General features: G+C 35.1%; 11 protein-coding genes and 1 other annotated feature. Of the genes, 8 read left to right on the top strand and 3 right to left on the bottom strand.

The features are described 5' to 3' along the window. The first annotated feature begins 459 nt into the window (after window positions 1–459). The 4 genes from hflX (at window position 460) to cysK (ending at window position 6,225) form a co-directional block, all read left to right on the top strand. A complete protein-coding gene (hflX, locus tag AAIE21_RS06155; protein ID WP_343265951.1) occupies window positions 460–1,719 on the top strand; it encodes a GTPase HflX in 1,260 nt (419 codons plus the stop codon). A 332-nt stretch (window positions 1,720–2,051) separates the two neighbouring features. Next, the gene (locus tag AAIE21_RS06150) at window positions 2,052–3,614 is read left to right on the top strand and encodes a Vga family ABC-F type ribosomal protection protein (protein WP_343265950.1); all 1,563 of its coding nucleotides are present in this window, start codon (window positions 2,052–2,054) and stop codon (window positions 3,612–3,614) included. A gap of 278 nt (window positions 3,615–3,892) precedes the next feature. After that, a complete protein-coding gene (locus tag AAIE21_RS06145; RefSeq protein WP_343265949.1) occupies window positions 3,893–5,098 on the top strand; it encodes an MFS transporter in 1,206 nt (401 codons plus the stop codon). Between the two features lie 209 nt (window positions 5,099–5,307). Continuing rightward, window positions 5,308–6,225 (top strand): cysteine synthase A, encoded by a 918-nt coding sequence (gene cysK / locus AAIE21_RS06140; RefSeq protein ID WP_343265948.1) that lies wholly within the window; start codon window positions 5,308–5,310, stop codon window positions 6,223–6,225. 65 nt (window positions 6,226–6,290) lie between these two features. On the opposite strand, the gene AAIE21_RS06135 is transcribed toward cysK, so the two are convergent. Both AAIE21_RS06135 and AAIE21_RS06130 read right to left on the bottom strand, forming a co-directional pair. Beyond that, on the bottom strand, window positions 6,291–6,938 hold the full coding sequence (locus AAIE21_RS06135) for a hypothetical protein (protein WP_343265947.1): 648 nt from the start codon (window positions 6,936–6,938) through the stop codon (window positions 6,291–6,293). A gap of 77 nt (window positions 6,939–7,015) precedes the next feature. Continuing rightward, window positions 7,016–8,650, bottom strand: coding sequence for a putative polysaccharide biosynthesis protein (locus AAIE21_RS06130; RefSeq protein ID WP_343265946.1), 1,635 nt, complete (start codon window positions 8,648–8,650; stop codon window positions 7,016–7,018). Window positions 8,651–8,879: 229 nt separating this feature from the next. Beyond that, window positions 8,880–9,104: a binding site (T-box leader), on the top strand. Window positions 9,105–9,405: 301 nt separating this feature from the next. Here AAIE21_RS06130 and AAIE21_RS06125 point away from each other — a divergent pair. Continuing rightward, on the top strand, window positions 9,406–10,743 hold the full coding sequence (locus tag AAIE21_RS06125; RefSeq protein WP_343265945.1) for a sodium-dependent transporter: 1,338 nt from the start codon (window positions 9,406–9,408) through the stop codon (window positions 10,741–10,743). Between the two features lie 51 nt (window positions 10,744–10,794). Here AAIE21_RS06125 and AAIE21_RS06120 read toward each other — a convergent pair whose 3' ends face one another. Next, complete coding sequence (locus tag AAIE21_RS06120) at window positions 10,795–11,493, bottom strand: polysaccharide deacetylase family protein (protein WP_343265944.1); 699 nt, start codon at window positions 11,491–11,493, stop codon at window positions 10,795–10,797. A 330-nt stretch (window positions 11,494–11,823) separates the two neighbouring features. Between AAIE21_RS06120 and AAIE21_RS06115 the strand changes: the two genes are divergently transcribed. The 3 genes from AAIE21_RS06115 to speB all read left to right on the top strand — a co-directional run bounded on the left by AAIE21_RS06115 (window position 11,824) and on the right by speB (window position 14,082). Further along, complete coding sequence (locus tag AAIE21_RS06115; protein ID WP_343265943.1) at window positions 11,824–12,090, top strand: CD3324 family protein; 267 nt, start codon at window positions 11,824–11,826, stop codon at window positions 12,088–12,090. A 181-nt stretch (window positions 12,091–12,271) separates the two neighbouring features. Further along, window positions 12,272–12,910 carry a FusB/FusC family EF-G-binding protein gene (locus AAIE21_RS06110; protein ID WP_343265942.1) on the top strand — a complete coding sequence of 213 codons (639 nt, stop codon included), beginning with the start codon at window positions 12,272–12,274 and terminating at the stop codon, window positions 12,908–12,910. 227 nt (window positions 12,911–13,137) lie between these two features. Next, the gene (gene speB, locus AAIE21_RS06105; RefSeq protein WP_343265941.1) at window positions 13,138–14,082 is read left to right on the top strand and encodes an agmatinase; all 945 of its coding nucleotides are present in this window, start codon (window positions 13,138–13,140) and stop codon (window positions 14,080–14,082) included. Window positions 14,083–14,106: the final 24 nt, after the last annotated feature.

The raw sequence follows: 14,106 nt of genomic DNA, 5'->3' as shown, positions 1-14,106 counted from the left end.
GTTTATGCCCGTAATTGAAGTTTATTCTTGTGAAACCAACATAATTATGCTAAGATTTATGTAACTTTTAATGAACGGAGGGGTCTCCTTTGATTTTAATCAGATTACGTCTCAATACTTTGTGCCGATAATTGAATAGCGCTCAAAGGCTCTGTCTGTGTGCAGAGTGAACGGGATTGGTCTGCCTATTTTAAAGGAACCCTTTATTGAACGAATATGTGAAAAGAGGGAGGGACGAATACGCCCTCTTTTTGTTTTGCCTTTATAATAGAATGATGTGATATGATATATGTGTATGTTTTTTAGGGATACGTATATCATTTGTAACGTATTGACCATGTAGCAATTTGAAAGTTATGCTTTCTTTTGTTTATTTGTCGTACTTTCATCCGTTTACGAAAAACACAGGCAGTGACCTGTGTTTTTTATTTTACGTAATCGAAATGGAGGAATGAATATATGGAAGAACTAGTACAAAAAGCAATATTAGTCGGAGTGAATTTAAATAATGAAAGTGATTTTGAATATTCAATGGAGGAATTAAAAAATCTTACGGAAGCGTGTGATGTGGAAGTTGTAGGGCAAGTTACGCAAAATTTACACCGCGTGAATCCATCACATTATATTGGAAAAGGTAAAATTGAAGAAGTTTCCGCTTTTGTGAAGGGAGCAGATGCGAACATGGTGATTTTTAATGATGAATTATCGCCTTCGCAAATTCGAAACTTAGAAGCCGATTTAGATTGTAAAGTTATTGATCGTACGATTTTAATTTTAGATATTTTTGCGCAGCGTGCAAAGACGAAAGAAGCACAGTTGCAAGTTGAAGTAGCGCATCTGCAATATATGATGCCACGTTTAATTGGCCTTCGTGAATCTTTAGGAAGACAGAGCGGCGGAGTTGGTACGAAAAATAAAGGTGTTGGTGAGAAGAAATTAGAGCTCGATCGTCGTAAAATTGAAGAACAGATTGCAGTATTAAATAAAGAGCTAGAAGCACTTGTTGCGCAGCGTCAAACGCAGCGTAAACAACGTAAGAAAAATGAAATTCCTGTCGTCTCATTAGTAGGATATACAAATGCTGGTAAATCAACGATTATGAATACGATGCTTGAGATTTTTAACGGATCTGTAGAGAAGCAAGTATTCGAAAAGGATATGTTATTTGCGACGTTAGAAACGTCAGTGCGAAATATTGAACTTCCAGATAATAAATCGTTTTTATTAACGGATACAGTTGGTTTTGTAAGTAAATTACCGCATCACCTTGTTAAGGCCTTCCGTTCTACGTTAGAAGAAGTGGCGGAGGCGGATTTATTGATTCATGTGGTCGATTATGCAAATCCAAATTATGAACAATTAATTGAGATTACAAACCAAACACTAAAACAAATTGGTGTTGAAAATATCCCGACAATATATGCGTATAATAAATCAGATATGATGGATGTTGAAATCCCAAAAATACAGGAGGACCGAGTATATCTGTCTGCAAAACAACAAATTGGGATTGAAGAACTTGTAGAAATGATTCGTTCGCACATTTACAAAGAATATACAAAGTGTGAAATGTTAATTCCTTATGATCAAGGGAAAATTGTCTCTTATTTCAATGATTATGCACATGTTACATCTACGAGTTATGAAAATGAAGGTACGAAAATTTCACTTGAATGTAAGACGAGTGATTTTGAAAAATATAAATGTTTTGTCATTTAAAATAAAAAAGACGTTGATTTTATTTAGAATTTTTAGTTATACTAAAAGTATCATGAATGAAATGAAAAGAACGGAAGGGTGACCCAATTACATGAAGTACTAATCCTATTTACGAAAACAAACAATTGAAGGTTATTTTTAACAGATGATTATGCTGTTATTTTTGATGCCTTTAGTTTGCGTTTTTCAGAATAGGATTGGCTTTGTATAGTTGGATCTAAAGGGGATAGTCTCTTTTGGTATACACCTATATAATGATTTATGCCTCCTATTCTGAATGGATATAGGGGGCATTTTTTGTCTCCTAAACTTGATAAAAGGGAGATGTTACTATGTTTTTATTAGAAGCCAATCATATAAAGTACTATGTACAGGATCGTTTATTACTAGATGTGGATCAATTGCAAATTCAGCAAAATGCTCGAATTGGGTTAGTTGGTAGAAATGGAAGCGGGAAAACGACGTTATTCCAAATGTTAGCTGGAAAAATTTCTCCAGAAGAAGGGAATGTTATTCAACGTACTAGGTGTGAACTTTTACCGCAGCTTAAACGAACGGATACAACAAAAAGTGGTGGTGAAGTGACGCAAGAATATATTCAAGGAGCTCTTCTGAAAGATCCAGAGCTTTTACTTGCAGATGAACCGACCACAAACCTCGATACAGAACATATCGAATGGTTGGAGAAGAAGCTGAATATGTGGCAAGGAGCATTTATCATTATTTCACATGACCGCGCATTTTTAGATGCTCTTTGTACAACGATATGGGAATTGGATGAAGGAAAGATAAAAGAGTATACAGGTAACTATAGCGATTATGTAAAACAAAAAGAAATAGAGCTAAGTCAAGAACAATTAGCGTATGAAAAGTATGAGAAAAAGAAAAGACAGTTGGAAGAAGCATTAAAGTTAAAGGAGAAAAAAGCGGAAAGAGCAACAAAGACTCCAAAAAAGGTGAGTAAGTCAGAAGCGAGAATTACAGGAGCAAAGCCATATTTTGCAAAAAAGCAAAAGAAGTTACAACAAACAGCATCGGCTATTGAAACGAGATTAGAAAAGCTTGAAAAAGTAGAAAAAGTAAAAGAAATTCCACCGCTTAAGATGAACTTGCCGAATGCGGAAACATTCAAAAATCGAATTATTGTTCGCGTAAACGATGTAGCGGGAAAAGTGGGTGAGCGTGTACTTTGGAGCAAAACGAGTTTTCATATTCGAGGTGGGGATAAATTAGCAATTATCGGTTCAAATGGAAGTGGGAAAACGACACTTGTAAAAAAAATCATGAATCAAGAGTATGGGATTAGGCTTGCTCCAGCTGTGAAAATCGGCTATTTTAGTCAAAATTTAAACATATTAGATACGGAAAAATCAATTATTGAAAATGTCCAGTCCTCTTCAAAGCAGGATGAAACACTGATTCGAACGGTTCTTGCGAGAATGCATTTCTTCAGAGAGGATGTCTATAAGCCTGTAGGGGTTTTGAGCGGTGGTGAACGAGTGAAAGTAGCATTAACAAAGCTATTTTTAAGTGATATTAATACGTTAGTTTTAGATGAACCGACAAATTTCCTTGATATGGCAGCTGTTGAAGCGTTAGAGTCTCTTCTAAAAGAGTACGAAGGGAGTGTAATCTTTGTCTCACATGATCGCCGGTTCATTGAAAATATAGCTACACGAATTTTAGCAATTTGTAATCAAAAGATTGCATTATTTGAAGGGAACTACCAGCAATATAAACTAGGGCAAGTAGAAAAGACGCGAGATACGAAAGAAGATAAGCTTCTGTTACTTGAAACAAAAATATCGGAAGTGCTAAGTCGCTTAAGTATTGAGCCGTCCGAAGAATTAGAAATAGAATTTCAAAAACTTTTAAAAGAAAAACGAGAATTATAATTAAAGTTGATTGGAAAAAAGCACATGGGGTGATGTGCTTTTTTCCTTTTTGAACAACCTTTATAAAATAAAGAAGTCTACTGATGCAATAAAATTATTTTATTAATATATAAGTATAATGGATTAGATGATTTATATGAAATCTAAGTGGTGTTACTGGAAAAAGAAATAAAACCAGTATAGAATAGGAAATGTTTTAAAAATCAGAAATTATTACAGGAAGTGTAATGTTAATAAGTTGCATTTTCTGTTTTTTTAGGGAAGGAGAAGAACGAAATATGCAAGCCGTTTCAAAGGAAAATACAGTAGCCTCACCGACGATTTATCGTATTCTATTTGCAATTAGTTTCGGTCATTTTTTAAATGACTCGATGCAAGCTGTTGTGCCGGCGCTTTTTCCAATTTTGGAAAAAGCGATGAATTTGTCCTATATGCAGGTAGGGTGGATTGCATTTGCGCTCAATATGACGTCATCGATTATGCAACCGGTATTTGGGATGTATTCAGATAAGAAGCCATCGCCATTTTTACTGCCACTTGGTATGTTTTCAAGTATGCTTGGGATGATTGGCCTTGCATTTGCACCCAACTTTATTATCGTTATTATTTCTGTTTTATTTATCGGGTTAGGATCAGCAGTCTTTCATCCTGAAGGAGCACGTGTTGCTTATATGGCAGCTGGTGCAAAACGTGGATTAGCACAGTCAATTTATCAAGTAGGAGGAAATACAGGGAATTCTCTTGCGCCCATTTTTACAGCGTTAATTTTTGTTCCGCTTGGGCAAATTGGGTCACTTGGATTCACAGCTTTTGCGGCAGTAGGTATTGTGTTATTAATTTTCGTCTCAAATTGGTACAAAAATGAGTTAGTAAATGGTGCTGTCAGAAGAAAGAAACGAGCTGCACTTGAAGCTGAAAATACAATTGTGAGTAAACATATTAAATTTGTCATTGTTCTTCTTGTTTTCTTAACTTTCGTTCGGTCTTGGTATGGAGCGGGCATCGGGAATTTCTATCAGTTTTATTTAATCGAGCACTATGGTTTGTCTATTCAAAATGCGCAGTACTTTGTGTTTGCATTTATGATTGCTGGGGTGCTTGGCACATTCTTTGGTGGACCTTTGGCAGATCGATTTGGTAAGAAAAATATTATCATATTTTCTATGCTAGGTTCTGCACCGCTTGCACTTTTATTACCGCATGTTTCTCTATCGTGGGTTGTACCGTTATTTGTATGTATCGGTTTTATTAGTTCTAGTAGCTTTAGTGTTATCGTTGTATATGCACAAGAACTTGTTCCTGGAAAAGTAGGAATGGTATCAGGATTAATTGTCGGTCTTGCGTTTGGTCTTGGAGCATTAGGGGCCGTTGTTCTTGGGAAATTAGCAGATGTATATAGTTTGCAATTTATTATGGTATTATGTAGTTGTTTACCATTAATTGGACTTACATCATGGTTATTGCCGAGTGATCGGAAATCATGATATATATAACAAAATTAAAAAACACATCAAGCCATTCTTTTTAGGTGAGCGAAAGCATCCGGCCGTGCATAGAAGCGGTCGGTGCCTTTTTAGCCCCATGCCATGTGAAAACAAAAAGAGGAAATAAGTGGAGAACTGTTTTTGTTTTCATAGCCGCAGCTAATATGTGGAAAAATCAAAATAGGTTTATATAGAATAGGGGATGCGCTATGAAACTATGTCCAAACGTTACAGAATTAATTGGAGATACACCTGTCGTACGATTATCACGATTTGTTCCAGAAGATGCAGCAGATGTATATGTGAAATTAGAAATGTTTAATCCGTCTCGGAGTGTGAAAGACCGTGCTGCGTATAATTTAATTCATATGGCGGAAGAGCAAGGTCTCATTAAGCCAGGTGATACGATTATAGAGCCGACAAGTGGAAATACAGGGATTGGTTTAGCAATGAATGCAGCTGCGAAAGGATACAAAGCGATTTTAATTATGCCGGATAATATGTCAAAAGAGCGAATTAATTTACTTAAGGCATATGGAGCGGAAGTTGTTTTGACGCCAGCAGAACAAAGAATGCCAGGAGCAATTGCAAAAGCAGTAGAACTGCAAAAACAAATACCAAATAGCTTTATTCCGCAGCAATTTGAGAATCCAGCCAACCCGGATATTCATCGCTATACAACAGCACTTGAAATTTATGAGCAAATGGATGGGAATTTAGATGCCTTTGTAGCGACTGCTGGAACTGGTGGGACGATTACTGGTACAGGAGAAACATTGAAAGAGAAACTACCAAATTTATATATTGCAGTAGTTGAACCGAAAGGATCTCCTGTTTTATCTGGTGGTGTGCCGGGGTCTCATAAACTAGTTGGAACAAGCCCTGGGTTTATTCCGAAAAACTTAAATACGGAAGTGTATAATGAAATCATTCAAATTGCGGATGAAGAAGCGCTTGGTACAATGAAAAATCTAGCAAAGCAAGAGGGAATATTAGTAGGGCCATCTTCAGGTGCTTCAGTTTATGCCGCAATCATGATAGCGAAACGATTAGGTGCTGGTAAGAAAGTGTTATGTATTGCACCTGATACGGGAGAACGTTATTTAAGTATGGGATTATTTGAATAAGAAACGTAAAGAAAGAGATTGTATCGACTATATACAATCTCTTTTTATATTTTAAGAATATGACTTTAGTCTATTTCTTCAAGTGCAGTTCCTTTAGGTAAATTAGCACATAAACTTTCTAATGTTGAATATTTTTCTAGATTAGAAAATAAATAATACCCTAAACCATCGTGAGCAATCGTAATAAAGGTAGTGTCTTTTTCTGTTTTGAAATGGGGAACTGAACGCTCTTTTTTTCGTCTGAATTCGTAGGTGGTCTCTAGTGAAAAGAATAAATTTTGAGAATTTGAAATGGCATAAAACTCATTTTGAGAAGCTATCCAAAATGTTGCTTCTAAAGCGAGTGTCAATTCATTTGAATTAGCAATTTGTATTGTAAAGCAAGGCGGGTGATAGTGTATATGTTGGTTAGAAGTCCAATATGTTTGTACTTCATCTAAAAAGTTTAGTGTATAGGTAATCTCTAATTTATCAAGTGTGAATTGTATCGTTTCATAGTCAGCGTAATAAGTAAATGTAAGGTAAAGGGGATATGTATTATTAGTAATTAAAAAATTTTGTAGAAATATTTTATTCTCTTCGACATAATCCCCTTCGGTACCTTTACTTATAAAATAAATGGCACATATATGCCCATATATCTTTAAAGAGCGATTGAGTCTGTCTAAAAAGTGTTCATTCATTTCTTTTTTTTGAATCCATACTTTTGTCATGGGTTCCTCCCTGTAAGGAATAATTTAAAAACAAAGAAGAGGTGTAATATTAATCTGAGTTACACCTCTTCTTTGTTTTATTTTACTAATTTTTTCAATACAGGTAAACGACCAATTCGATCACCAAGAATATGTGATGCTAGTCCACTTGTTGATACGAAAGCCAGATAGACAATTCCTCCAACCGCGCCACAAACGATAACGATTAATAATGATTCGATATAAGATTGTCCCGGAATTAGCCATCCGACAATTGCTTTTAATCCCATTACGACAGCGGACATTGCTGTGGAGTAAATTGTAATAAGAAATACTGTTTTAGCCGTTTCTCTAATATCAAACTTTGCAAATTTAACGATGTAATATAGCATCATGATATCAGAAACGAGATACCCAAGAATTGTGCCAAGTACGGCGCCATGTCCACCTAATAAGTATAGAAGTGGTGTGTTTACTACAACTTTTACAAGAATACCAATGGAGAAAGCAATCATTGTTTTTCTTTGATAATCAATTCCTTGTAAAATGGCTGCTGAAACAGTAAAAATCGCACTTAATACAGCTGATGGTGCATAAGAAATTAAATATTGAGATCCTTCTAAAGCTTTATCAGGACTTACATAAACCATGCGGAATGCATCATATGCGATGCTAGCGAGTCCAAATGCAGCAGGGATTGTAAAGAATAATAACACTTGGAAAATCTTTGTGATTTGTCCTTGTAATTCATCTAGTTTCCCGCTTGTAAATGATTTTGTGATTGCTGGAATAATTGTAAGTGAAAAACCTGTTGCAAGTGAAGCAGGAATCATAATGAGTTTTTGCGCATAATTGGTTATATAAGCGAAAATCGCGTTCGCTGTTTCTAAAGGTTCTCCAAGCGCTCTAAGCGCATCAGCAACTGTATATTGATCCACTAGTGTATATAGTGGAATGGCAATCCCTACAAATACAATTGGAATAGCATAGCGAAGCAATTCCATATAGATATTTTTTAGTGATATATTAGATGATCTTGATTTTAGTTCACCTGCCGGCGGTTTTAAATGATTGTATTTTTTCCAATACATGATTAAAATTGAAACGCTGGCAATTGCCCCGATGACAGCGCCAAACGTAGCGACCGCGACAGAAGATGCCACAGAACCACCTAGCAATTTTGAAACGATAAAACTACCAACTAAAATGAAAACGACGCGGGCGATTTGTTCGACAACTTGGGAAACAGCACTTGGCTTCATATGTTGAAAACCTTGGAAATAACCGCGTGTAACACTCATTGCTGGTACGATAATAAGTGCGAAACTTAATGCTCGCATAGTAAGTGTGACGTCAGCGATAAACTCAGGATCTGGTGTCTCTGAACGAATAATAAATTGTGATATGTAAGGAGCTCCGATAAATAAGATTAAAAATCCAGCAAAGCCCATTAATAGCATCAATTTCACACTAGAATTATACAGTTTTTTACTTGTACTATAGTCGCCTAATGCGTTGTATTTTGCTACAAATTTAGATACAGCGATTGGAATGCCAGCTGTTGAAAAGCTAAGCAAGATGCCATACCAAGAATATGCATATCCATATAAAGCAACCCCTTGTGTACCAACTAATAGTTGAAAAGGGAAGAAGTATATAAAACCTAAAATACGCGAAATCATTGTGGCACCGCTTAGCAAAGCAGTTCCTTTTAAAACTTTTGAAGTAGACAAAATCTTTTCCTCCTACTCGTGTTGCGTTACAATTATCTTATACTACTATAAACCTGTCGGTATATTTAATAAAGGATAAACCATATGTGGTATAATAGTATGTATTGAAAAGTCATATTTTGAATTTTTATAATGGGAAAATAAGAATGAATACATAAATATTCAAAAAATGAGTTGACACTATTTTTAATGTGTGGTAAAAATGATAGTAATCAATTCGGAAAATAATATTTGGGCAATGAAAGGGTAAAGTAGTGAAAATCTCCCTATGACAGAGAGCTGATGGTTGGTGTGAATCAGTATATAGATTATTCATGAAGTTCGTCCTGGAGCATCTTTCATAAATCTCATACTGTGAGGAAATGAAAGACGGTAGTGTATACCGTTATCAAATAAAGTGGTGAAGAATTTTTTTCACAACTAGGGTGGTACCGCGATATATATCGTCCCTACGTATTTGCGTAGGGGCGTTTTTTATTTAGGGATTATTTTAGTTGTATTTTCATAACTAGGGTGGTACCGCGATATTTTATCGTCCCTACGTATTTGCGTAGGGGCGTTTTTTATTTCGGTAGTTTCTTAGTATTCTTCACAACTAGGGTGGTACCGCGATATTTTTATCGTCCCTACGTTTGCGTAGGGACGATTTTTTATTTCTGAAAGGAAGTGGTTACATTAGAAAGGGAAGAGGATAGAACAATAGGCATAAGGATGAAATGTCATAAAAAAAATAGAAAAAGAGAGGAGATAGAAAGATGAATTCACAGCAATGGACATCGAAATTAGGTTTCGTTTTAGCTGCAGCAGGTTCAGCAATTGGCCTTGGCGCAATTTGGAAGTTCCCATACATGGCCGGTATTGGAGGGGGCGGAGCGTTCTTCCTTATTTTCATCGGTTTTACTTTACTGATTGGTTTACCTTTATTATTAGCAGAATTTGTGATTGGAAGAAGCACACAAAAAGAGGCTGTTGATGCGTATAGAGAAATCGCTCCTAAAACATTATGGCCGTGGCTTGGTAAATTAGGAATTGTAACATGTTTCATATTGCTTTCTTTCTACAGTGTTGTAGGAGGATGGATTTTATTATATTTATGGAATGCAATTACAGGTCGACTATGGGAGGGAAATGGCGCATACGAAGCAACATTTGGTGAAATCATTTCCAATCCATATTTAGCAGTTGGATCACAGTTATTATTTATTCTTATTACTATTTTTATCGTAAGTAAAGGCGTACAAAATGGTGTGGAAAAAGTAAATAAGTATTTTATGCCAGCACTATTTGTTTTATTCTTTGTGTTAATTGTTCGTGCACTTACATTAGATGGAGCAGGGGAAGGTGTTCGCTTCTTCTTACAACCGGACTTCTCGCATGTAACATCTGAAATTGTTTTATATGCAATGGGACAATCATTCTTCTCGTTATCTGTCGGTGTAGCCGTAATGGTAACGTATAGCTCGTACCTACCGAAAGAAGAAAGCTTACCACGTTCAGCATTTTCAATTGTTGGTTTGACACTTGTTATTACATTACTTGCTGGACTTGCAATTTTCCCGGTTGTATTTGCGTTTGGAATGGAACCGTCTCAAGGACCAGGACTACTATTTATCGTACTGCCAGCTATTTTTAGTAAAATGGCATTCGGAAAATTATTCTTCATTATTTTCTTGTTGCTATTCTTCTTTGCCACTGTAACATCTGCGATTTCTATGTTAGAGATTAGCGTTGCCTCTTTGACAACAAAAGGTAAGGGGAAACGTGAAAAGATGGCATTGATTGTTGGATTATTAATTTTCGTTGTTGGGATTCCATCGGCGCTATCATATGGTGTATTAAGTGATGTAAAGTTCTTTGGAAAAACAGTCTTTGATTTAGCAGACTTTGCAGTAAGTAACGTTCTAATGCCGCTTGGCGTATTATTAGTTGCAATCTTCGTGCCATTAAAAATGAAGAAAGACACATTAATGAAAGAACTAGGTGTAAGTAAAAACAAAGGATATAAACTATTTGTATTATGGTTGTTTTTACTTCGTTATATAGCACCAATTGCAATTATTATCGTATTTTTAAATGTAATTGGCGTGATTTAAAGGACAAAAGGCTCAAGCATAACGCTATGCTTGAGCCTTTTCATTGTAGAATTATCTTTTCTGCAATTCGTTTACTGTAACAAATTGATACCCTTTTTTAGATAAAGAATCTAAAATGCCTTCAAGAGTCTGTAAATACTTTTCAGAATCATCATACATGGAATGTAATAAGATGATAGATCCGGGTTTTACATTTTCATTTACATATTTTATTTTGTCAGAAGGAGAATTGTAGTACGTATCAGGTTCGAGATCCCATGTAATTGTTTCGATATGATGTTTGTTTAAATAATAGGGTAGACCAATTAGTTTTTTTCCATTAGGTGGTCGGAAATCAATTTGATCTGTATATCCTGTTGCACGAATGAATGTATTTGTTTTTTCAACTTCTTCTTTAATAAAAGAAGGTGTCTTAAAAATCATTCGATTATGAGTATACGTATGATTTCCAAGTTGATGTCCAGATCTTACGATTGCTCGGCCAAATTTTAAGTTTTTCTCTAATTCATTTCCAATTACAAAGAAAGTAGCTTTAGCATTATATTTATCTAAGAGTGGTAATATTTCCTCTACCTTTTTTGTAGGACCATCATCAAAGGTTAGCGCAATAACCTTTTGATTTGTTTCTACTCGATTTGTTAATTCACCAAATAATTGATACGTTCGTGAATTCATGAGTTTATAGGCTCCGAATAGTAAGATGAGAAGAGTGATTAGTATAATGAATGATGTAATGATTCTTTTTTTCATAAAGCGACCTCACATTATCTTTAATTTCAATTCGTATGTATTATATCAAAATGAATAAATTATTTCTTGTCTAAAAAGCATGAGGATGCAAGAAAGAAAGAATTGTCATATAATAAAAAACAAACGGTATATTGGAGGTGTTCATATGGCGATTATAATACAATTGCCAGACACTGCAGCGTCTCATGCAAAGCCAAGTATGGAAATGGCGATACTTTGCGTGAGGTAGACAAGTAATATTCAATCGCCAAAATGAGCTCGTATCATTTGTTTTATATTTGGCTTTGCACCTTATTGAAATGAACCATAAAAAATAAGGGGCGAGCAGAAATGAGATACGTAAAAGCAACGACTGTTTTACCAGAAAGTTTAATTATAGAAATTCAAAAGTATGTACAAGGTGAAACAATTTACATTCCGAAACAAGAAAAGGAATATTATAAATGGGGTACACAATCTGGCGTGAGAAAGCAAATTGATGAACGAAATAGAGACATTAAACATGCTTTTAAAAATGGAACTTCCATTCATCAGTTAGCAGAAGAATACTTTCTTTCTATGGAAACGATAAAAAAAATCGTGTATTCAAAATCATAATAAAAAGCACTGATTATTTTTTTAGAAGTATGAACTGCACCCCAATTGTTAGACACAGTCTAACAATTGGAGGTGTAGTTTTTTTATGTATACTTTGTTTATGAATCATGTTTGGCATTTTATAAAACAAGTGTATTGTATACAATAAAAAGAGATTAACAATTTGTATGGAGTGATAGCAATGGAAGCATTTATTAGAAGTGATCAATATAATTTTATAAAATCACAAGCTCATATTCTAGCGAATGGGCATGCTACAGCAAATGATAGAGGAGTTATTGCTGCTCTGAAGTCTCTTGCGATAGAAAAAGTGTTACATGTTTTTGAAAATCTAACTAGCGAACAAAAAGAATTAATTGATACAATTTTGACGGTTAAAAATAGAGAGGACGCAGAATCGTTTTTACTCAAGTTAAATCCATATGTTATTCCGTTTCAAGAAATTACACCACAAGCGTTAAAAAAATTATTTCCTAAGGTTAAAAAACTAAAGCTTCCTGAAATGGAAGAAATAAATATGAAAGAAATGTCTTATTTAGGTTGGATTGATAAAGGAACCAGCAGAAAGTTTATTATAGCGAAAAATGGAAATAAGTTTGTTGGCCTGCAGGGAACGTTTCAAAGTATAAATAAAAAGAGTATTTGTTCATTATGCCACGGTCACGAAGAAGTAGGTATGTTTCTAGTTGAAATAAAAGGTGATGTGCCAGGTACCTTTGTTAAGAAGGGGAACTATATTTGTAAAGATAGTGTAGCGTGTAATCAGAATATGACTTCACTTGATAAGTTGTATGATTTTATTGAGAGGTTGAGAAAATAACTTATAATTGAAGTGATAAATATAGAAAACAAAAAGGGCAATTATTTTTGCTCTTTTTTTATGCGTTATAGCATGGACTATTCAACTTTGCATAGTCAAAAAAGGGCGGATAGAGTAATGAATCATTCTTTTGCATGGCATGATTTTTGCATTGTAATAAAAGAAAAAATTATTTAAGGGAAGTTTCTTTTGGATGTAAAAATCATGTTTAAAAGGGGAAATGAGAAATGAAATATCCACTAACACCTGATGTAAAACCAGAATTTTGTACGACAGGTACATTTATGAGATTGCCATCAAGTAATGAGCAAGCAAAGGTTGCTATTTTAGGAATGCCGTTTGATACTGCAGCTTCGTTTCGCGTTGGGGCGCGTTTTGCTCCACAAGCAATTCGTCAAGCATCTATGACGTTGTTTCCATATCATCCGATTCATCATGTGTACCCGTTTGATGATACAAATGCGATTGATATTGGAGATGTTTCTGTTATCCCGCATAATATTCATCGTAGCTATGATTTAATTGAAGAAGCTGTTTTTGGATTAATGAAGCAAGGGATCATTCCAATCGGGCTTGGTGGAGATCATTCAGTTACATTAGCAAGTCTTCGTGCAGCAGCAAAAGTTCATGGCCCAGTTGCGATGATTCACTTTGACTCGCACACAGATACATGGGATACATATTATGAAGAAAAATATTGGCATGGTTCGCCGTTTATACGTGCGCATGAGGAAGGGTTATTACAACCGGAAAAAGTATTTCAAATTGGAATTCGTGGAACATTGAATCACCCTGGTGATATAGACGCTAGTAGTGACTTAGGATATAACGTCATTACAACAGCAGAATTATGCAATCGTGGTTTTGAAAGCGTTCTTAGGCAAATGAGAGAAACGGTTGGCGATACACCATGTTTCTTAACATTTGATATTGATTTTGTAGATCCATCTTGTGCGCCTGGTACTGGGACATTAGAGGTGGGAGGATTTAATAGTCGAGAGACGTTAAATATGGTGCGTTCTTTAAGCGGTTTTAATTATATTGGTTTTGACTTAGTAGAAGTATTACCGCCATATGATCAAGCACAAATTACATCTCTTTTAGCTGCAACACTTGTTCATGATTTTGCTAGTTTAATTGCGTTGCAGTTGAAAAATGAGACGAATAAGTAAGTGGGGAATTATTATATCAAAATA

It is taken from the genome of Paenibacillus sp. 102 (assembly GCF_039549175.1).
GTDB lineage: Bacteria > Bacillota > Bacilli > Bacillales > Bacillaceae_G > Bacillus_A.
This window is presented reverse-complemented; position numbering and strand designations above follow the sequence as displayed.

Bases quoted from the DNA above. Each gene is read 5' to 3' on its own strand.
- hflX (WP_343265951.1), top strand. From the start codon at position 460: ATGGAAGAACTAGTACAAAAAGCAATATTAGTCGGAGTGAATTTAAAT.
- AAIE21_RS06150 (WP_343265950.1), top strand. From the start codon at position 2,052: ATGTTTTTATTAGAAGCCAATCATATAAAGTACTATGTACAGGATCGT.
- AAIE21_RS06145 (WP_343265949.1), top strand. From the start codon at position 3,893: ATGCAAGCCGTTTCAAAGGAAAATACAGTAGCCTCACCGACGATTTAT.
- cysK (WP_343265948.1), top strand. From the start codon at position 5,308: ATGAAACTATGTCCAAACGTTACAGAATTAATTGGAGATACACCTGTC.
- AAIE21_RS06135 (WP_343265947.1), bottom strand. From the start codon at position 6,938: ATGACAAAAGTATGGATTCAAAAAAAAGAAATGAATGAACACTTTTTA.
- AAIE21_RS06125 (WP_343265945.1), top strand. From the start codon at position 9,406: ATGAATTCACAGCAATGGACATCGAAATTAGGTTTCGTTTTAGCTGCA.
- AAIE21_RS06120 (WP_343265944.1), bottom strand. From the start codon at position 11,493: ATGAAAAAAAGAATCATTACATCATTCATTATACTAATCACTCTTCTC.
- AAIE21_RS06115 (WP_343265943.1), top strand. From the start codon at position 11,824: ATGAGATACGTAAAAGCAACGACTGTTTTACCAGAAAGTTTAATTATA.
- AAIE21_RS06110 (WP_343265942.1), top strand. From the start codon at position 12,272: ATGGAAGCATTTATTAGAAGTGATCAATATAATTTTATAAAATCACAA.
- speB (WP_343265941.1), top strand. From the start codon at position 13,138: ATGAAATATCCACTAACACCTGATGTAAAACCAGAATTTTGTACGACA.